Source organism: Mesorhizobium sp. B2-8-9, from assembly GCF_006439475.1.
GTDB lineage: Bacteria > Pseudomonadota > Alphaproteobacteria > Rhizobiales > Rhizobiaceae > Mesorhizobium.
The window spans coordinates 33,769-51,536 of record NZ_VFTQ01000035.1 but is presented as its reverse complement, the minus strand read 5'-3'; the positions used below and the strand labels follow the sequence as shown (position 1 = coordinate 51,536).

Annotated in this window: 17 protein-coding genes; 12 read left to right on the top strand and 5 right to left on the bottom strand. The window is 65.3% G+C overall.

Going from position 1 to position 17,768, the window contains the following annotated elements; all coding sequences use genetic code 11:
• Positions 1-231: 231 nt before the first annotated feature.
• Positions 232-414 carry a hypothetical protein gene (locus FJ423_RS29015; protein WP_095766249.1) on the top strand — a complete coding sequence of 61 codons (183 nt, stop codon included), beginning with the start codon at positions 232-234 and terminating at the stop codon, positions 412-414.
• Positions 415-455: 41 nt separating this feature from the next.
• On the opposite strand, the gene FJ423_RS29010 is transcribed toward FJ423_RS29015, so the two are convergent.
• From FJ423_RS29010 to FJ423_RS29000, 3 genes are read right to left on the bottom strand one after another with little or no spacing between them, the layout of a single operon-like run.
• Positions 456-1,247, bottom strand: a complete 792-nt coding sequence (locus FJ423_RS29010; RefSeq protein ID WP_140846318.1) for an SIS domain-containing protein — start codon at positions 1,245-1,247, stop codon at positions 456-458.
• Positions 1,248-1,269: 22 nt separating this feature from the next.
• Complete coding sequence (locus FJ423_RS29005; protein ID WP_140846317.1) at positions 1,270-2,037, bottom strand: GntR family transcriptional regulator; 768 nt, start codon at positions 2,035-2,037, stop codon at positions 1,270-1,272.
• Positions 2,034-2,906, bottom strand: coding sequence for an ROK family protein (locus tag FJ423_RS29000; RefSeq protein ID WP_140846316.1), 873 nt, complete (start codon positions 2,904-2,906; stop codon positions 2,034-2,036). The genes FJ423_RS29005 and FJ423_RS29000 overlap by 4 nt, the downstream gene beginning before the upstream one ends.
• A 280-nt stretch (positions 2,907-3,186) precedes the next feature.
• Between FJ423_RS29000 and FJ423_RS28995 the strand changes: the two genes are divergently transcribed.
• From FJ423_RS28995 to FJ423_RS28985, 3 genes are read left to right on the top strand one after another with little or no spacing between them, the layout of a single operon-like run.
• Complete coding sequence (locus FJ423_RS28995) at positions 3,187-4,479, top strand: extracellular solute-binding protein (RefSeq protein WP_140846315.1); 1,293 nt, start codon at positions 3,187-3,189, stop codon at positions 4,477-4,479.
• 38 nt (positions 4,480-4,517) lie between these two features.
• Positions 4,518-5,408: a sugar ABC transporter permease gene (locus FJ423_RS28990; protein ID WP_140846314.1), complete on the top strand. Its 891-nt coding sequence runs from the start codon at positions 4,518-4,520 to the stop codon at positions 5,406-5,408.
• Complete coding sequence (locus FJ423_RS28985) at positions 5,405-6,265, top strand: carbohydrate ABC transporter permease (protein WP_140846313.1); 861 nt, start codon at positions 5,405-5,407, stop codon at positions 6,263-6,265. The genes FJ423_RS28990 and FJ423_RS28985 overlap by 4 nt, the downstream gene beginning before the upstream one ends.
• Before the next feature lie 14 nt (positions 6,266-6,279).
• Here FJ423_RS28985 and FJ423_RS28980 read toward each other — a convergent pair whose 3' ends face one another.
• On the bottom strand, positions 6,280-6,870 hold the full coding sequence (locus FJ423_RS28980) for a hypothetical protein (RefSeq protein ID WP_140846312.1): 591 nt from the start codon (positions 6,868-6,870) through the stop codon (positions 6,280-6,282).
• An 83-nt stretch (positions 6,871-6,953) separates the two neighbouring features.
• Positions 6,954-8,138 carry a Gfo/Idh/MocA family oxidoreductase gene (locus tag FJ423_RS28975; protein WP_140846311.1) on the bottom strand — a complete coding sequence of 395 codons (1,185 nt, stop codon included), beginning with the start codon at positions 8,136-8,138 and terminating at the stop codon, positions 6,954-6,956.
• 421 nt (positions 8,139-8,559) lie between these two features.
• Here FJ423_RS28975 and FJ423_RS28965 point away from each other — a divergent pair, with 421 nt between their 5' ends.
• From FJ423_RS28965 to FJ423_RS28930, 8 genes are all read left to right on the top strand, one after another.
• The gene (locus FJ423_RS28965; RefSeq protein ID WP_140846309.1) at positions 8,560-9,447 is read left to right on the top strand and encodes a MurR/RpiR family transcriptional regulator; all 888 of its coding nucleotides are present in this window, start codon (positions 8,560-8,562) and stop codon (positions 9,445-9,447) included.
• Between the two features lie 195 nt (positions 9,448-9,642).
• The gene (locus tag FJ423_RS28960; protein ID WP_140846308.1) at positions 9,643-10,425 is read left to right on the top strand and encodes an SDR family oxidoreductase; all 783 of its coding nucleotides are present in this window, start codon (positions 9,643-9,645) and stop codon (positions 10,423-10,425) included.
• Positions 10,401-11,948: a mannitol dehydrogenase family protein gene (locus FJ423_RS28955; protein ID WP_140846307.1), complete on the top strand. Its 1,548-nt coding sequence runs from the start codon at positions 10,401-10,403 to the stop codon at positions 11,946-11,948. The genes FJ423_RS28960 and FJ423_RS28955 overlap by 25 nt, the downstream gene beginning before the upstream one ends.
• 19 nt (positions 11,949-11,967) lie before the next feature.
• Entirely contained in the window at positions 11,968-12,879 is a 912-nt protein-coding gene (locus tag FJ423_RS28950) for a sugar phosphate isomerase/epimerase (RefSeq protein ID WP_140846306.1), read from the top strand.
• 72 nt (positions 12,880-12,951) lie between these two features.
• Positions 12,952-13,986 (top strand): ABC transporter substrate-binding protein, encoded by a 1,035-nt coding sequence (locus tag FJ423_RS28945; RefSeq protein WP_140846305.1) that lies wholly within the window; start codon positions 12,952-12,954, stop codon positions 13,984-13,986.
• A gap of 228 nt (positions 13,987-14,214) precedes the next feature.
• Positions 14,215-15,759 (top strand): sugar ABC transporter ATP-binding protein, encoded by a 1,545-nt coding sequence (locus FJ423_RS28940; RefSeq protein WP_140846332.1) that lies wholly within the window; start codon positions 14,215-14,217, stop codon positions 15,757-15,759.
• Entirely contained in the window at positions 15,756-16,742 is a 987-nt protein-coding gene (locus FJ423_RS28935) for an ABC transporter permease (protein ID WP_140846304.1), read from the top strand. Before FJ423_RS28940 ends, FJ423_RS28935 begins: the two co-directional genes overlap by 4 nt.
• Positions 16,739-17,725: an ABC transporter permease gene (locus FJ423_RS28930; protein WP_140846303.1), complete on the top strand. Its 987-nt coding sequence runs from the start codon at positions 16,739-16,741 to the stop codon at positions 17,723-17,725. Before FJ423_RS28935 ends, FJ423_RS28930 begins: the two co-directional genes overlap by 4 nt.
• The last annotated feature ends 43 nt before the right edge of the window (positions 17,726-17,768 follow it).

Sequence of the window (17,768 nt, the reverse complement as noted above, 5' to 3'; positions counted from 1 at the left end):
AGCCGAAATAGGCAGGTGGAATCATTTGATCATTGTCTGCCGCCGTCGCGCGCCGCGATCGTGTTGGAACCATCCGCGGGCGTGGCCGTTCTGCCAGCTTGCGCCGCCGATCGCTCCAGACGAAGCGTCCGAATGCAGCGGTCACCTCCATCAGTTCAGGTCGGGCAGGACATCCCGGTTTTTGGGATTCGCAGCAGGCCTTGCCAAGGCATCGAACGGAAGGAAAACGCGATGGCCATTCTCCCCAATCCGGACCCATCTCCCACGCCCGTGCCCACGCCGCCGCCCATCCCGGAACCGAAACCGGTGCGCGAGCCGGAGCCGGACCGGCTGCCCGACGAGGAGCCGATCCCCAATCCCGATGAGAATGACGCGCCGCCCAGGCATTCCGCAACCAGGCGGCGCCGGATCTGAGCGGCTCGCGAGAGGCGCCTGATGCGCCTCCCGCAGCCTGATCATTCCCCGCGCATCGTCGCCTGGAAGGTCGGCAGGTGCTTCTTCTGCGCCTCGATCATGCGTTCGCGGTAGACGCCGTAGATGACGTCGGTGTCGTGCAGCGTCACGCCCGCAATGGTCGGCGAGGCGAAGACCGGCAGCTCGATGCCGCGCTTCGACAATTGCTCGGCCGTGCGGGCGAGCAACTCATGCGCCATGATCATCGCCAGCACCGTCGACGAGCCCGACACCGGGCGGCTCCAGCCTTCGATCGGCACCACCGCGTCCTCGATCGGCGAGCAGGTGTCGATGACGAGGTCGGCGGCGTCCGCCAGCCGCTTGCCGGAGGAATGCGTGGCTGGCTTGTCGAGATTGTTCTTGCTGGTGACCGCTACGACGAAGATGCCGCGCTTCTTGGCGTAGAGCGCGGTGTCGATACCCGAGGAATTGCGGCCGCTATGGCCGAAGATGATGATGGAATCGCCCGTGTTCAGCGGCTGATGGTCGAGGAACTTCTCGGCATATTTCTCGGTCCGCTCCAGCCACAAAAGCTCGCGCACGCCGCCGGCGCCGAGCACGTTGTGCCACATCACACGCGGGTCGGTCAGCGGATTGAAGCCGACGAAGCTGCCATAGCGCGGAAACATCTCCTGCGCCGGCAGCACCGAATGGCCCGAGCCGTAGAGATGGACCAGCCCGCCATTTTGCAGCGTGTCGGCGAAGCGGCTCGCCGCCTGGCCGAACGCTTCTTCATTGGCCTTCGATGCCTGTTCGAGGAGGGCGGCGAGACGGGGAATGTAGAGATCGGACACTTCGGTACTCCTGTTGATCGTGTCAGCTTCTGGTGTTTGGGAGACGGCCGGCGCGCAGCGTCGAGCGTATCTCGTAGCGGTCGCCGCGCATGATCGAGACGGTGAATTCGAACGGGCCGCGCTCGTCGATGGTGATGCGCTCGACGACGAAGGCGGGACTGCCCGCGGGCAGGTCGAGCAGCTCGGCGTCGGCGGCGCTGACCGCGCCGACGCGGTAGTTCTCGCGCGCCTCGGCCGGCACGATGCCGTACTGACGCTCCAGCGCCTCGTAGAGCGAGCCCTTGAGCAGGCCGGCATCGAGAAAGCCCGGCACGCGCGCGGCCGCCAGTTGCGCCGTCTGGATGCCGATCGGCTCGTTATTGCCGAGCCTCAATCGCCGGATCCGCACGACAGGGTCGCCCTCCTCGATCTCCAGCGCGCCGGCCGCCGCCGCACTCGCCGTCGTCAGGCTGCAGTCGAGCAGGCGCGAGCCGGCGACCACGCCGATATTGCCCATCTCCTGGGTGAAGGAGGTGAGCTCGCGCGTGCCGGCGACCAGCGTCGCCGAGCGCACGAAGGTGCCCCTCCCATGCTCGCGCCTGAGCAGTCCGCTTTCCTCAAGATTGCGCAGCGCGTGGCGAAGCGTGATGCGGCTGACGCCGAATAGCGCGCAGAGCCGGTCCTCGGCCGGGATCTGGTCGCCGGTCGCCCACTCGCCGCTCTTGACGATGGCGCGGATCGCCTCCTCGACCTGATACCAGAGCGGCTCCGGTCGCCTGCGGTCCGGCTGCTGAAAGCTCGCTTCGCTCATCGGATCTGTCTCCACCCGCTTCCCGCCTGTCCGGCAAGCGCAGCACCAACCAGGCCGGCGCGGGAGCCGAATTTTCCAGGCTTAAGTTCGATGCCGCGCAGATGCGGCGGCAATTGACGCCGTAGCGCCGCAAGCAATGGCGGCGCAATCACATCTAGCGCATCGGCCAGGCCGCCCGAGACCAGGATGACGCCTGGATCGAGCAACCCGACCGCGCCGGCCAGCGCCGTGCCGAGTTGGCGCGCCGGCACCTCGAGCAGGGTCTGTGCGGCAAGCTGGCCTGCCTTGGCGGCGGCGATCAGCTGGCGGCCGTCGGCCAGTCCGATCTGTGCGGCAAGGGCGTCCAGCGCACGGCCGGAGGCGACACGTTCCAGCCAGCCGCTGCGATCCTCGCCGTGGTCCCTGACGTCGGCGCTGGCCCAGCCGAAGGAGCAGGCGCCGCCATGCGCGCCGGCGACGATGCCGCCATTGGCCAGCACCGCCGAGCCGATGCCGGTGCCGATGGCCAGCAGGATCGCATCGGAAACATTCTTGGCCGCGCCGTGCGCCGCTTCCGCGAGCAGCGCGATCTGCGCGTCATTGCCGACCGCCACGCGAAGGTCGGGAAACAGCGCCGCGACGTCGACGCCGTCGAGCCAGGGCAGATTCGGTATCCAACGGCATGCGGAGCCCTCGACAAGTCCCGGCACGGCCAGCCCGAGCGCTTCGGCCTCGCCTGCGGCCGCAAGCGTGCGGGCGCGCGTCACGAACGCGTCGAGGCTCGCCGGCGCCGACTCACGGACCTGGGGCACAAGTTCGCCGATATCGCCCGTATGGACCGCGGCGCGCAGATTGGTGCCGCCGAGATCGATGGCGAGAACCCGTGTCATGTATGGCGGCTCCGGTCAGCATTCTTCAGATGTTATTATAACGACATGATGCCGCTCGCAAGAGCCGCAAAGACGTCGACGGCTACCCTATTGATCGGCGATCGGCCAGGAAACCGCGTCTTATCCTGCTGATCTATTTACGTAATCTGAATGGATCGACATCATCTAGTTTTTCATCTGCAAACGTGATCCGCACGTTCGTGTGCGAGAGGGCTTGCGCCTTTGCTCAAAGTTGTCATAACGTCATCTACTCTGGTCATGGCTTATGTGGAGGACGCCGATGTCGCTTGCCTGGATCTCGAAGGTTGGATTCGCCGCGGGGCTTATTGCGCTGCCCGCGACCGGCTGGGCGCAATCGGTCAACATCTCCTACCTGACGCATTGGTCGCCGGAGACGGTGGCGCTGCTCGAAGCGGCGGCCAAGGATTTTTCCAAGGAGCACCCGGATGTCGCCATCACCGTGCGCGCGGTTCCCTTCGGCGACCTGTTGACCACTCTGCGCTCGCAGGGCGGGTCCTCCGACGGTCCGACGATCGGCGGTATCTACGATCTGTGGCTGCCGGAACTGGCAAAGGACAAGCTCGTCGCCCCCGCTCCCGACGAGGTGGCTGCCGAGGTGAAGAGCGCCTGGCCGGCGGGCGTCGTCAGCGCCGCCTCGGTCGGCGGGACGCTCTACGGCATTCCGAACGAGATCGACGTCTACGCGCTGAACTACAACAAGGAACTGTTCAAGGAAGCGGGCATCGCCGCTCCGCCCAAGACCTGGGCCGAACTCAAGGACACCGCCGCGAAGCTGACCGACAAGGCCAAGGGCCAGCAGGGCTTCGGCATGATCAACTCATGGGCGGCGGGCGTGGTCCATCCTTTCGCCTCGCTGCTCGTCTCCAATGGTGGCAACCTGGTCAAGGACGGCAAGCCGGCGCTGGACGGTCCCCAGGCCGGCGAAACCTTCGCGCTCTATGAAGACTTGATAAAGTCCGGCGCGAGCAATCCGGCGATGGCAACGGCGGACGCCAACACCACGGGCCCGTTCCTCGACAATTTCGTCTCCGGCAAGACCGGCATGATCATCATGGCCAACTGGTGGGAAAGCGCGCTCAAGACCGGCATGGGCGACAAGTTTGCAAACATCGCCACCGCTCCCATCCCTGTCGGCCCAAGCGGCGACAAGCCGCATTCGATCTCCTATTCCTGGATGACCGTTGTCAACGCCAAGGCCGGCGAGGCCGAGCAGAAGGCGGCCTGGGAATTCCTCGCCTGGCTGAACAGCCCGAAGTCGGGCAAGAACGGCGCCTCGGCCCTGTCCGACATATTGATGTCGATGGGCATCCTGCCGTCACGCACCTCCGACATCGAAGCGCATAAGGACAAGCTCGGTTCCGAATTCCTGTCCGGCTACGTCTCGGTGCTTGCCGATGCGCGCCCCTTCCCTGTGGTGCTCGGCGGCCAGGAATTCTCAGAATCCCTGCAGCAGACGCTCGAGGCGTTGCAGTATGGCCAGGTCTCGGCCAAGGATGCGCAGGCGAATGCGCAGGCCGACGCCACGTCGATCCTGGAGCGCGCGGCGAAATAAGCTCGGGTCTTTGACCCGGAGCCATCGGAAGCAGGTGAATGGCCAAAGCTTTTCGTGCCTCGGCGGGCATCATGCTTGCGCCCGCCGTGACATTGATCGGCGTGTTCGTGCTGCTGCCGATGCTGCTGACCGTCTGGCTGTCCTGCCAGGACTGGTCGACGCAGACGCCCTTTTCCGAGGCGAGCTTCACCGGCCTCGGCAATTTCCAGGAAATCTTCGGCCCGACCTCGGTCGGCCGTGATTTCAAGACGGCGCTGCTCAACACTACGATCTACACCGCGCTGTCCGTCGTTCTCATCCTGCCGCTGTCGGTCGTCTTCGGACTGCTGGTCTACCAGCGCGAGGTCGCCGGCGGCACGGCGCTGCGCACGGTGCTGTTTTCGACCTACATGGTGCCGATGATCGCGGTCGCGCTGGTCTGGTCGAAGCTTTATTCGCCAAGCGAGGGACCGCTCAACCAGCTGCTCGGCCTGGCCGGCATCGGTCCGCAGCCCTGGCTCTCCTCGCCGCGCTCGGCGCTGGTCTCCATCGTCTTCCTCAATGTCTGGCAGCAGGTCGGCTATTTCACGGTGCTCGCCATCGCCGGACTGACGCAGATCCCCGGCAGCCTCTATGAGGCGGCGACGCTCGACGGCGCCAACGGACGCGAGCAGTTTCGATTCATAACCCTGCCTTTGCTTCGCCGCACGCTTCTGTTCAGCGCGGTCATTGCCATCATCAATGCGGTGCAGGTATTCGAGCCGGTGGCGCTGATCACGCAAGGCGGACCGGTCGGCTCGACCAACGTGCTCACCTACCACATCCGCCGCGTCGGCATCGAACGCGCGCAGGGCGGGCTGGGCTCGGCCATGGCGGTGATGCTGATGCTGTCGCTGATCGTCTGCGTCTCCGCGCTGTTTGCCTTTGTCAATCGCAAGGACAGCGAATGAGCGCTCCAACCCAATCGCTCACCCGCAAGCGCCCGTGGGGCCGCAAGGCGCTGCTCGCGACCGCAATGCTGCTAGTCGCCGTCGCCTCCGCCTTCCCGCTGGCCTGGATGGTTCTCTCCAGCCTGAAGACGCCGGCCGAGACCATGCAGGTGCCGCCGGTCTGGATCCCGCATACGCCGACCCTGGAGGCCTATGGCAAGGTCGCCGGCGTGATCAATGTCGGACGCTCGATGTGGAATTCCTTGGTCATCGCCACGATCACCACCGCCGGCATCCTGGTCACCAGCATGATGGCCGGTTACGCTTTCGCCAAATATTCCTTCCCCGGCCGCTCGCTGCTCTTCTCGCTGCTGATCGCCACCATGTTCCTGCCGCCGATCGTGACGCTGATCCCGCTCTACCGCATGGTCGGCTCGATCGGGCTGAACGCCAGCCTCGCCGGCATCATCGTGCCCAACCTCGCCAACGCCTTCGGCATCTTCCTGATGCGCCAGTTCATCGCCGGCGTGCCGGACGAGTTGATCGACGCCGCCCGCATGGACGGCGCTTCCGAGCTGCTCATCCTGTTCAAGATCGTGGCGCCGAGCGTGGCGCCGGCCATCGCGGCGCTGGCTCTGTTCGCCTTCGTCTACCACTGGAACAGCTATCTGTGGCCGCTGACCGTGCTGCAGGGCAATGCCGACGCCTATCCGATCGTCATCAGCCTGAGCCGGCTGCTCAGCTACAACCGCGGCGCCGTCAACACCGGCCTGGTGATGGCCGGCGCAACGCTCGCCGTGCTGCCGCCGCTCATCCTCTTCGTCTTCCTGCAGCGCTTCTTCGTCGATTCGATCGTCGGCTCTGCAATCAAGGGGTAGCTTGCGAGAGTCGCTCAGCCAGCCTCATCGACATTCGGCAATTCAAGCGCGGAACGCAGTAAGCCGCGATCCCGGCGGTAGAGAGTAGAATATGTGATCGGCTCCAACAAATCGGCGTGAGGCCGGAAATCCGCGATGCGCTTGTTGAAGGGTATGGTCCCGCAGCCTGGAACCAGACAATCCCGATTTCCCTTCGGACAGCGGTTGAAGGAGCAAAGCCGGCCAAGGTAACGGTCAGTGCCGGGCTCGAACAGGAAGACGTCGAGCTGATGGTCAGCGACACTGATGCCAAGCCCGGCCTCGAACGCCTGCCGCAGCGCCGCGGCGCCCTTACGGCGCAACTCGCCAAGCCGGTGTTGCGAGTCGACCCAGACAGCGAGGTCGAGGTCGCTGCATTCATGCCAAACTTCGATACGCGCGCGGCGGAAGTCGCTGAACCTCGGAATCTCCTTCCAGAGTGGTTTTGCCACTGATCCTATGACAGCGATCGCCTCGATCTCGGGGAACGCCATCCAGGACTGCGTGACGACATTGGCCGCTTGGCGGAATTCGCGCTGGCGCCGCAGGAGGTAACGGTTCTGCTCTTCGATCTGCGCGCGCTTCATGGTTAACCGAGGCAGCTTCATCCAACTGCGTTTGCGGCCATCGGAGACTGAGTTCGGCAAAGCCGTCAAGAGTGCGACTGTCCTCACCCAAACCGCGCCGGCGTCCAAGCCCCACCAGCCGCGTTCGACTCCACCGCCGCGGCGACGAACTTCACGCCGCGCGCGCCGTCGACAACGTCGGGCACTTGTGCTGCCCGCGCGACATCGACCGCACCACCCGCGCGATGCGCGCGGATGATGTCCGCTGCGTCGCGGTAGAAATTGGCGAAGGCCTCGATATAGCCCTCGGGATGCGCCGCCGGCATGCGCGAGACGCGCCGGGCTTCCGCCGTCGAGCCATGGCCGCCGCGCACCAGGGTGCGGGTTTCCTCGCCATAGGGCGAGAAGCGCAGTTCCTCCGGCCGCGATCCAAACCATTCGAGCCCGGCCTTCTCGCCATAGATGCGCACCGAAAGGTCGTTGTAGTGGCCGGGCGAGGTCTGGCTGGCGAGGATCGTGCCGTGCGCCCCGCCCGCCCAGCGCAGCAGCACATGCGCGTTGTCGTCGAGCCGCCGTCCCGGCACGGCGGTGAAGAGGTCAGCCGAAACCGCCTCGGCCTCGAAGCCGGAGACGAAGCTTGCCAGGTTGAAGGCATGCACGCCGATATCGGCGAGCACCGCCGACTGTCCGGCGCGCGCCGGATCGGTGCGCCATTCCGCCTGCTTCTGGCCCTCGGCGTCGATCGGCCTGGTTAGCCAGTCCTGGATGTAGGCGCCATGCACCGAAACGATCCGGCCGAGCTCGCCCGCCGCCACCATCTCGCGCGCCTGGCGGACCATGGCGTAGCCGGTATTGTTGAGCGTGACGACGAAGCGGCGCTGCTTCGCTTTTGTCAGCGCAACCAGCGCCTCGGCCTCGGCAAGCGTCGTCGACAGCGGCTTGTCGCAAATGATGTCTATGCCGGCCTTGAGGAACGCGGTCGCGATCGGCGCGTGCAGATGGTTGGGCGTGACGATGACGACCGCCTCGATGCCGTCGGCTCGCGCCGCTTCGGCCTTCGCCATGGCGTGGTAGTCGGCATAGCTGCGCTCAGGCGAAATGCCGATTTCCGCGGCGGAGGCTGCGGCATTTTCCGGATCCGAGGACAGCGCACCGGCAACCAGCGCGATCTGGTCGTCGAGCCGCATCGCCAGCCGGTGCACGGCGCCGATGAAGGCGTTGCGGCCGCCTCCGACCATGCCGACCCGCAGGCGTTGACGCGAGGTTCCGTCGGCAGTTGCATAGACCATGTTTCGATTCCTCGCGGATAACTGTCGTTGGCAGCGCGCGACTATACGGGGCTTCCCACCAGTTTCGAACAGTTTTTCCAGATTTTGTTTTGTAAAACGATCGTGCCGCACTAGGCTTGTAGGAAAGACGGAGGGTCTGGGTGATGAAGCGTCGGATGGCTGCCCTTTTTCCGGGCGCTGGAGCCGCCCCTCACCTGCCTGCCGGCATCCTCTCCCCGTATAGTGACGGGGAGAGGGGCGCTCTCATCACCGGTTTCGCCAATCGCCAGCGTTGCGGAAAGGGCGCCAAGGCTGCGGCCGCTCCCCTTCTCCCCGTCACTATACGGGGAGAAGGTGCCGATAGGCGGATGAGGGGCGGCGCCAACTTAGAAAATTGGCGGTCTTCACCTTCCTGCGCGGTACTTCAAACCCGGCCCATGCCATGAGCGGCGTGCGAACCTCACCCGGCCAGGCCGGCGACAGCGCTCCCCGCAAACAAGGCCGATCACTGGCAGCACTTGGCTACACCAAGCCGCAAACCTACGAGGAATTGCGGGCGGTGCTTGCGTCGGGGACCGTGCATTTCCCGAAACGTCTTCGCCAGGTGGCGATCTTTCTCTGGCAGCATCCGAGCGAGGTGGCGCTTGGCACGATCGCGCAGGTGGCGGACCAGGCCGGCGTGCAGCCTTCGACCCTGGTGCGCTTCGCGCAGATCTTCGGCTATTCCGGCTTTTCCGATTTCCAGCTCCTGTTCAAGGACCGCATGAAGGGCTCCTGGCCGGATACGCAAGGCAGCCCGGACAAGGCCGAGGAGCCGAACGCCAACCTGCATTTCCTCAACGGCATGGTCGGTGCCTGCCAAGCCTCGCTCGGCCGCATCGGCAATGATTTCGATATCGCTGCCTTCGAGACGATGGTCGATCATCTGGCGGCCGCCGAACTGATCTATGTCATCGGCAGCAAGCGCGCCTTCCCCGTCACCACCTATCTGTCGCTGACGCTCTCGCAGCAGGGCGTGCGCAACGTGCTGGTCGACAATGTCGGCTCGACCGCGCTCGACCAGGTCGGCTGCATCACGCCGTGCGACGCGGTGCTGGCCGTCTCCTTTAGCCCCTACAACTCGATCACGCCCGATCTCGTCGCCGTCGCGCATGAGCGCAAGGCGCGCATTCTCACCATCACCGACAGCACCTTTTCGCCGCTGGCAAAACTCTCCGACACCTGGCTTGAAGTGGTCGAGCAGGACTTTGGCGGTTTCCGCTCGCTTGCCGCCTCGCTCGCGGTCGGCATGGCGTTGGTCCACGGCGTCGTCGCGCAGCGGACAGGCTGACAAGAGCAATTCCAGGAAAAGTGTGAGCGGTTAAGTTCGGCGTCTTCGCCGTAACCTTCGTCCGGAATTGCGAAAGACAAGGAGATAGAGCGGTTCACCGGCTCCATGAGAACGGTGAACCGCTCTAGCACGATTGACTAAAGAGAACCGTCGTTCCATATTTGAAAAAATGGAAACTTTGTTCCGGGAGGAGGAATGGAGGTTCGTCTCGACGGCAAAGTGGTGCTGGTCACCGGCGCGACGCAAGGCATCGGCCGGGCGATCGCTGAGACACTTGCGCGCTCCGGCGCCGCCGGATTGCTGATCACCGGGCGGGACCAGAAGCGTGGCAATGCTGTCACCGCCGAACTCTCGGCCATGGGCACTCCCGTCGCCTTCGCTGCTGCCGATCTCGGCGACCCCGAGGCCCCGGCGCGGCTGGCGCAAGCCTGCACCGACCACTTCGGTCGTATCGACGGCCTGGTCAACGCCGCCGGCCTGACCGATCGCGCCTCCTTTATCGACGCCAGCCTCGACGATTGGGCATCGCTGTTTGCCGTCAACGCCCGTGCGCCTTTCTTCCTGATGCAGGCGGCAATCTCCGATATGAAGAAACGCGGACAGGGCGGCTCGATCGTCAACATCCTGTCGATCAACGCGCATTGCGGCTCGCCGGAGCTTGCCGTCTATTCCGCCACCAAGGGCGCGCTGGCGACGCTGACCAAGAACGCCGCCAACGCCCACCGCTTCGACCGCATCCGCGTCAACGGCATCAATGTCGGCTGGACCGACACCCCGGCCGAGCGCGTCATGCAGGCCGAGACGCTCGGTCACGGTCCGGGCTGGCTCGACGCGGCCAATGCGACGCAACCCTTCGGCCGGCTGTTGTACGTAACCGACATCGCCAATCTTGCCGTCTTCCTGCTTTCCGACGCGGCCGGCCCGATGACCGGCGCGCTGATCGACCAGGAGCAATGGGTGATCGGAGCCAATCGGTGAGCGCCGAGAACCTCGGCCCTGCCCTGCTCGGTCGATTGCCGGCCGAGGTCCGCAAGCCGGCTTACGACCGCGCTGCGCTGAAGCCAGGCATCGCCCATATCGGCGTCGGCGCCTTCCACCGTTGCCATCAGGCCGAATACACCGACGATCTTCTGGCGAAGGATTTCGACCGCTGGGGACTGGTCGGCATCAACATCCGCCCTCCCCTGCTGGCCGGCACGCTGGGGCGCCAGGACGGTCTCTACACGCGGCTCATCCGCCAGAACGACGAGGTCGAGGCGCGCGTCATCGGCAGCATCGTTCGCGTCGTCGACAGCCAGGACAGCGCGGCGCCGGCGCTGGATGTGCTCGCCTCGCCCGAGATCGAGACGGTCACCATGACGGTGACCGAGAAAGGCTATTGCCACATCCCCTCGAGCGGCGCGCTCGACCTCGACCATCCTGATATCGCGCACGATCTCACCAGCCCCGAGACGCCGCGCAGCGTTCCCGGCATTCTGGCAAGGGCGCTGGAACTGCGCATGGCCACGCATGGCAGGCCGGTGACGCTGCTCTCCTGCGACAACATCCCGACCAACGGCATCATCCTTGGCAACGTCGTACGCACATTCGCCGAACGACGCGGCAGAGAACTGGCGGACTGGATCGAAGCCAATGTCGCCTTCCCCGCGGCCATGGTCGACCGCATCGCGCCGGCGACGACCGAGGCCGATATCGACACCATCGAGCAGCGCTTCGGCTACCGCGACAGCGCCGTCGTCGTCGGCGAGCGTTTCCGCCAATGGATGATCGAGAACCGCTTCGCCGGTCGCGTGCCGCGCTGGGACCTTGTCGGCGCGACCTTCGTCGACGACGTTACGCCATTCGAGCACCTCAAGATGCGTGTGCTGAACGGTGCCCAGACGACGCTCAGCTATCTCGGAGTTTTGGGCGGCTTCGAGCACACGTTCGAGACCATCGCCGACCCGCTTCTGGCCAGTTTCGTCCGGCGCATGCTGACCGAGGAAACACTGCCGACGCTGACGCCCGTGCTCGGCATTCAGCCGGCGGCCTATGTCGAGCAGAGCCTGTCGCGCCTCGCCAACACGGCGATCCGACATCGCAACCACCAGATCGCCACCGACGGCTCGCAGAAGATCGTGCAGCGCCTGCTCAACCCGATCCGCGACCGGCTGGCGAAGGGCGAGGGCATTGCGCTCCTCTCGGTGCCGGTCGCCGGCTGGATGGCTTATCTGATCAAGGCTTCTTCCCGCTTCGGCCGCGCCTGGCAGGTGTCCGATCCTTTTGCCGACAAGATCGCCGCCATCGCCGACCGCATCGGTGCGGACAGCAAAGGGCTCGTCGATTCGATCCTCGCCATCGACGCTATCTTCAACCCGGCGCTGGCCGCCAACGCGACATTCCGGGCGCATATCATCGCCGCGCTTGATGGTTTGCTTTCAGGCGATCCGATGGGCTTTGTCGGACAGGTCTGCGCTGGGCCAACCGATGCGCGGTTGAAGCAGCCGGCGCGATCTGCATAGTTAGCAACCGGGAGGGATCATGAAGCTTGGACTGCTGACAGCACCGTTTCCCGACACGCCGCTCGGCGAAGTCGCCGACTGGGCGTGCTCTGCCGGCTTCGAGGCGCTGGAAATCGCCTGCTGGCCGAAGACTTCCGGCGCCAGCCGCCGCTACGCCGGCACCAGCCATATCGACGTGGACGTCCCGGCCGCTGAGGCCAAGGACATCGCGGCCGAGCTTGCCGGCAAGGGCCTGGCCATCTCAGGTCTCGGTTTCTATCCCAATCCGCTCCATCCCGACCAAGCGCATCGCGAAGCGGTGATCGACCATCTGAAGAAGGTGATCGTGCTTGCCAGCCGGATGGGCGTGCCGCTCGTCAACACCTTCTGCGGCGGCGATGCTTCGAAGACCATCGATGCCAACTGGGAGGATGCGCAGAAAGTCTGGCCGGCGATCGTCGCCCATGCCCGGGAGCACGGTGTAAAACTCGCCTTCGAGAACTGCCCGATGATCTTCAGCTATGACGAATGGCCGGGCGGGCACAATATCGCCTACTCGCCCTATGTCTGGCGCCGCATCCTGGAAGCCTGGGGCGGCGATGTCGGCATGAACTTCGATCCCTCGCATCTCGTCTGGCAGATGATCGACAAGGAGCGCTTCATCCGCGAGTTCGGCGCAAACATGCTGCATGTGCATGCCAAGGACCTGATGATTGATCATGATGGTTTGTACGAGCGCGGAATCCTTTCGGCTGGCATAGGTTGGCAGGTGCCGCGCATGCCGGGGCTTGGGGACATCGACTGGAGCAGGATTTTTTCGGGCCTCTACCGGGCCGGCTATGACGGACCGGTCGTCATCGAGCATGAGGACCGGCGCTTCGAGGGGACGGATGAAAAGGTCAAGCGCGGCTTCCTGCTGGCCCGCGACGTGCTGCGCCCCTTCATCAAATGACGAAAAGCTTGGCTCCGACTGAATCAGAGCCCTGGAACCGAACTGAAAAGATCAATGTGGAGGAGTACTGAAATGAAAAGACATCTGACCGTGGCCTCGCTCCTTGCCGGCGCCGCGCTGCTTGCCTCGGCGGGCGCCTCGGCCGCCGCCGGCAAGTACACGATCGGCATTTCCAACACCGTGCAGGGCAATGGCTGGCGCGAGGAAATGATCTGCGCGATGAAGGCGCAGGCGCTCGCGTCCGGCGAAGTGGCGAAGCTCAACATCGCCCACCGCAACACCGACGCTGCCGGTCAGTTGGAAGACATCCGCAACCTGATCAGCGCCAAGGTCGACGCTATCGTCGTCAACCCGGCCGATCCGGCCGGCATCAAGGCCGGCCTCGAGGAAGCCACCAAGGCAGGCATCGTCGTCGTCGCCGTCGACCAGGCGGTGACCGAGCCGTCCGCCTACATCATCTCCAACAACCAGGAACAATATGCCTATCTCGGCGCCAAGTGGCTGTTCCAGCAGATGGGCGGCAAGGGCGAGGTGCTCTACATGCGCGGCGCCGCCGGTGCTTCGGCCGACTCGGATCGCGACAAAGGCTTCAAGAAGGCGCTCGCCGAATTCCCCGACGTGAAGGTCGCGCAGGAAGTCTTCACCGGCTGGCAGCAGGATCAGGCCAAGCAGCAGATCCTGTCCTTCCTCGCCACCGGCACCCCGATCAACGGTATCTGGACCTCGGGCATCGACAACGTCATCGTCGACGCGCTGGTCGAGCAGCAGGCGCCGATGGTGCCTGTGGTCGGAGCCGACAATGCCGGCTTCGTCGGTCAGTTGAGCTCGGTCAAGGGCCTGGTGGGTGCGGCCGTCACCAATCCCGGCTCGATCGGCGGCGCCGGCGTGACGCTGGCGCTCCAGATCCTCGACGGCAAGAAGCCGGCGCAGCAGACCGTCCTGGTCGAGCCGCAGCTTTGGGAAAACGCCACCGACGAAGGCAAGGCCAAGCTGAAGAGCGTCGTCGATCCCTCGCTCAGCCCCGAATGGCCTGTCTCGATCTCGATCCCGGATTGGACGACCTACACCAAGGATCAGATCATCGCCTGCAAGGGCCCAGGCGAATAAGCGACGAGACGCCTTTCTGCCTTCTCCCCCTTGTGGGAGAAGGTGGATCGGCGCGTAGCGCCGAGACGGATGAGGGGTATTCCAGGGAACGCCAACGTCTCACTCCGCTGGAGCACCCCGCACCTTCGACCACACCTTCTCCCACAAGGGAAAAGGGGAGTCGGTTGCTTCAGCCACCGCCTGCATTAATTTCTGGAACGAGAACCACACCATTTGACAACAAACCCGTTGCCGCAAAGCCCTCTCCTCGACGCCTCCGGCGTAGCGAAGAACTATGGTGCGGTTGCCGCGCTGCGCAACGCCTCGTTGTCCGTGTTGCCGGGCGAGGTGCACGCGCTGATGGGCGCCAACGGCGCCGGCAAGTCTACGCTGGTGAAGATCCTGACGGGGGCGATCAAGGCAGACGCCGGGCGCATCCTGATCCGCGGCCAGCAGCTCGATGTCCGCTCGCCCGCCGCCGCCCGCCGCGCCGGCCTGCTGCCGGTCTACCAGGAACCTTCGCTGATCCCCGACCTCGATGTCCTATCCAATCTGCGGCTCACCGGCACGCCGGTCGAGCCGTTCCGCGCCTGGGTGCGCGAGCTCGGCATTCCCGACCTCGATATCCGCGAGACGGCGCGTCATATCCCCTTGGCCATCCTGCGCGTGCTCGACTTGGCGCGCGCGCTCGCCGTCGAACCCGACGTGCTTCTTCTCGACGAGATGACCGCGGCGCTACCGGCGAACCTCGCTGAGAAAGTGCTGGAAGTCGTGCGCCGCCAGGGCGACGCCGGCCGTTCCGTCATCTTCATCTCGCACCGTTTCGTCGAGATCTCCGCGCTCTGCGACCGCGCCACCGTGCTGCGCGATGGCGCAACCGTCGGCGTTGTCGACATCGAGCCGGGCATCGAGGAAAGAATAGTCGAGATGATGCTCGGCACCCGCATCGAGAAGACGCGCGCCGCCGCGCGCGCGGCGAATGAAGGGGCGGTTGCCGGCGACGGGCGTCCGCGATTGTCGGTCCGCAACCTGCAGCTAGGCACCAAGCTCAACGACGTCTCCTTCGATCTCGCCAATGGCGAGGTCGCCGGCGTCTTTGCGCTCGAAGGTCAGGGCCAGGACGAGCTCTTCGCTGCGCTTGCCGGCTCGATCCGTCCGACCGGCGGCAGCATCGGCGTCGACGGCGCGCCGGTCAAATTCTCGCATCCGAGCGACGCCATCCAGGCCGGCATCGCCTATGTGCCGGGCGACCGCGCCGAGGCCTTGGCCATGCAGCGTTCGGTGCGCGAGAACATCGCGCTGCCCTTCAGCGCGGCGCCGCGCAAATGGGGCCCGATCCGCATGCGCCGCGAGCAGGTGGTGGTTTCCGGCGCCATCGGCAGGTTGCAGATCGATACCCGCGCCCAGGGCGAAGTGCAGCGCCTGTCCGGCGGCAACCAGCAGAAGGTGACCATCGCTCGCTGGATCGCCGCCAACGCCCGCACTATCCTTTGCTTCGACGCGACGCGCGGCATCGATGTCGGCACCAAGCAGGAGATATACAAGCTGCTGCGCGAGCTCGCCGGCCAGGGTAAGTCGGTGCTGTTCTACACGTCCGAGATGGAAGAGGTGCAGCGTGTCTGCGACCGCGTCATCGTCATCTTCGGCGGCCGCGTCGTCGACACTTTCCCGGTCGAAGACGCCGACGAAGCGGCATTGATGCGGGCCGCCTACGGCCTGCCGCGCGGCGCCAGGGCGGATGTCGGCATCCTTGCCGAGGTCAAACCCGGTTCCAGCGCCGAGGCCGCGTCATGAGCCGCTTCTTGCGAAACCAAGGCTGGGTGGCAGGCCTGTTCGCTCTGCTGATCTTTGTCTTCGTCGTCACCAAGCTGATCCAGCCGGGCTATGGCAGCGGCGACTTCGGTTCGCTGGCGCGGGCGGTTCTGCCTTACGCCTTTGCCGTCGCGGCCCAGACCGTCGTCGTCATCGCCGGCGGCATCGATCTGTCGGTCGCCGCCATGATGGCGCTGACCAGCGTGACCGCCGCCTCGATGATGAACGGCGCCAGCGAGGAATATGCATTGTTCGTCGTGCCCTTCGTGCTGGCCATGGGGCTGGTGCTCGGCGCGCTGAACGGCGTGCTTATCGTCGTCACGCGCGTGCCCGACATCGTCGTCACCTTGGCCATGCTGTTCGTGCTGCAGGGCGCGGCGCTGCTGGTGCTTGGTGCTCCCGGCGGCGCCGCCGCCGAGTGGCTGAAGGCCAGCGTCATCGGCACCGCGCCCATCCCCGGCCTGCCGGACTGGGCCGACGCCTGGGTGCCGAAAGCCCTGGTGCTGCTCGTCGTCTGCCTCTGCATCGTGTGGATTCCGCTCAGGCGCTCGCGGCTTGGCCTCTCCATCTATGCCATCGGCAGCGATGAGCTCGCCGCCTTTCGCAGCGGCGTGCCGGTGGCGCGCACCAGGATCGTCGCCTATGCGCTCTCCGGCCTGTTCGCCGCGATGGGCGGATTGTCTCTCACCATCAGCACCGGCATCGGCGCGCCCATTCCCGGGCCTTATCTGCTCGCCAGCGTCGCCGCCGTCGTGCTGGGCGGCGTCGCGCTCGGCGGCGGCAAGGGCGGCCTGCTCGGGCCGATCATCGCCGTCTTCGTGCTGCGGCTGGTGCGCACCGATCTGACGCTTCTGGCCATCGATCCGAACGTGACCGCCATCATCGAAGGCGCGATCATGGTCGCGGTCGTGATGTTCGGCGCCTTCATCACCATCCGCGGCCGTCCGGTAGGAGCAACGCCATGACCGACATCGCGACCATGCCCCAGCCGGTCTCGTTCGGGCGCCGCTTGAAGCGCTTCATGGCGGACCGGCCGCTCATCCCGCTGATCATCCTTTTGATCATCCTCGTGGCGATCCTGCAGGTCCTGCGTCCGGGCATCGTCAACGAGCGCTGGATCGCCAACACGGCGAAATTCGCCATCCCGCTGGCGATCCTCGCCGGCTGCCAGACCATGACCATGCTGACCGGCGGCATCGACCTTTCGGTCGGCACCGTGGCGACGATGAGCGCCTTCATCATGGCGACGCAAATCGTCAACCAGGATCCCGCGGTGGCTTTCCTGCTGGCCATGCTGCCCGCCGTGCTGATCGGCTTCGTCAACGGCATCGGCGTCGGCGTGTTTCGGGTGCATCCGCTGATCATGACGCTCGGCACCAGCCTGATCGGCACCGGCTTCCTGCAGGTCTACCAGCGCACCGTCATCGCGTCCGGCGCGAAAATCCCGGATTTCCTCAACTGGTTGGGCACCGGCCTCACCTACGGCTTTCCCAACGCGCTCTTCCTGTTCGTGCCGGTGGCGGTGCTGATCGTCTTCATGCTGAACCGCACCGGATTCGGCCGCCTGCTCTATGCCGTCGGCGACAACGAACGCGCCGCGCGCCTGTCAGGCGTCCGCTACTGGCAGGTGATCACCGCGCTCTATGTCCTCTCCAGCCTGCTCGCCGGCATCACCGGCCTGCTCTATATCGGCCTGATCAAGGCGCCCTCGCTGTCGCTCGCCGAGCCGCTGGTGCTGCCTTCGGTGGCGGCGGCCGTCATCGGCGGCACCTCGATCTTCGGCGGCCGCGGCGGCTACACCGGCACCATCGTCGGCGCGCTGATCCTGACGGTGCTGACGACGCTGCTCACCATCCTGCAGATGCCCGAAGGCGGCCGCCGCATCCTGTTCGGTTTCATCGTGCTGTTCGTGACGGCGGCGTATTTGAGGATCATCGAGGATCGGTAGTATTTGAGCTAAGGCATGTCGCGCAAAAGTGTGCAGCGGTTTT

Bases quoted from the DNA above. Each gene is read 5' to 3' on its own strand.
- FJ423_RS29015 (WP_095766249.1), top strand. From the start codon at position 232: ATGGCCATTCTCCCCAATCCGGACCCATCTCCCACGCCCGTGCCCACG.
- FJ423_RS29005 (WP_140846317.1), bottom strand. From the start codon at position 2,037: ATGAGCGAAGCGAGCTTTCAGCAGCCGGACCGCAGGCGACCGGAGCCG.
- FJ423_RS29000 (WP_140846316.1), bottom strand. From the start codon at position 2,906: ATGACACGGGTTCTCGCCATCGATCTCGGCGGCACCAATCTGCGCGCC.
- FJ423_RS28995 (WP_140846315.1), top strand. From the start codon at position 3,187: ATGTCGCTTGCCTGGATCTCGAAGGTTGGATTCGCCGCGGGGCTTATT.
- FJ423_RS28990 (WP_140846314.1), top strand. From the start codon at position 4,518: ATGGCCAAAGCTTTTCGTGCCTCGGCGGGCATCATGCTTGCGCCCGCC.
- FJ423_RS28985 (WP_140846313.1), top strand. From the start codon at position 5,405: ATGAGCGCTCCAACCCAATCGCTCACCCGCAAGCGCCCGTGGGGCCGC.
- FJ423_RS28980 (WP_140846312.1), bottom strand. From the start codon at position 6,870: ATGAAGCGCGCGCAGATCGAAGAGCAGAACCGTTACCTCCTGCGGCGC.
- FJ423_RS28975 (WP_140846311.1), bottom strand. From the start codon at position 8,138: ATGGTCTATGCAACTGCCGACGGAACCTCGCGTCAACGCCTGCGGGTC.
- FJ423_RS28965 (WP_140846309.1), top strand. From the start codon at position 8,560: ATGAGCGGCGTGCGAACCTCACCCGGCCAGGCCGGCGACAGCGCTCCC.
- FJ423_RS28960 (WP_140846308.1), top strand. From the start codon at position 9,643: ATGGAGGTTCGTCTCGACGGCAAAGTGGTGCTGGTCACCGGCGCGACG.
- FJ423_RS28955 (WP_140846307.1), top strand. From the start codon at position 10,401: ATGGGTGATCGGAGCCAATCGGTGAGCGCCGAGAACCTCGGCCCTGCC.
- FJ423_RS28950 (WP_140846306.1), top strand. From the start codon at position 11,968: ATGAAGCTTGGACTGCTGACAGCACCGTTTCCCGACACGCCGCTCGGC.
- FJ423_RS28945 (WP_140846305.1), top strand. From the start codon at position 12,952: ATGAAAAGACATCTGACCGTGGCCTCGCTCCTTGCCGGCGCCGCGCTG.
- FJ423_RS28935 (WP_140846304.1), top strand. From the start codon at position 15,756: ATGAGCCGCTTCTTGCGAAACCAAGGCTGGGTGGCAGGCCTGTTCGCT.
- FJ423_RS28930 (WP_140846303.1), top strand. From the start codon at position 16,739: ATGACCGACATCGCGACCATGCCCCAGCCGGTCTCGTTCGGGCGCCGC.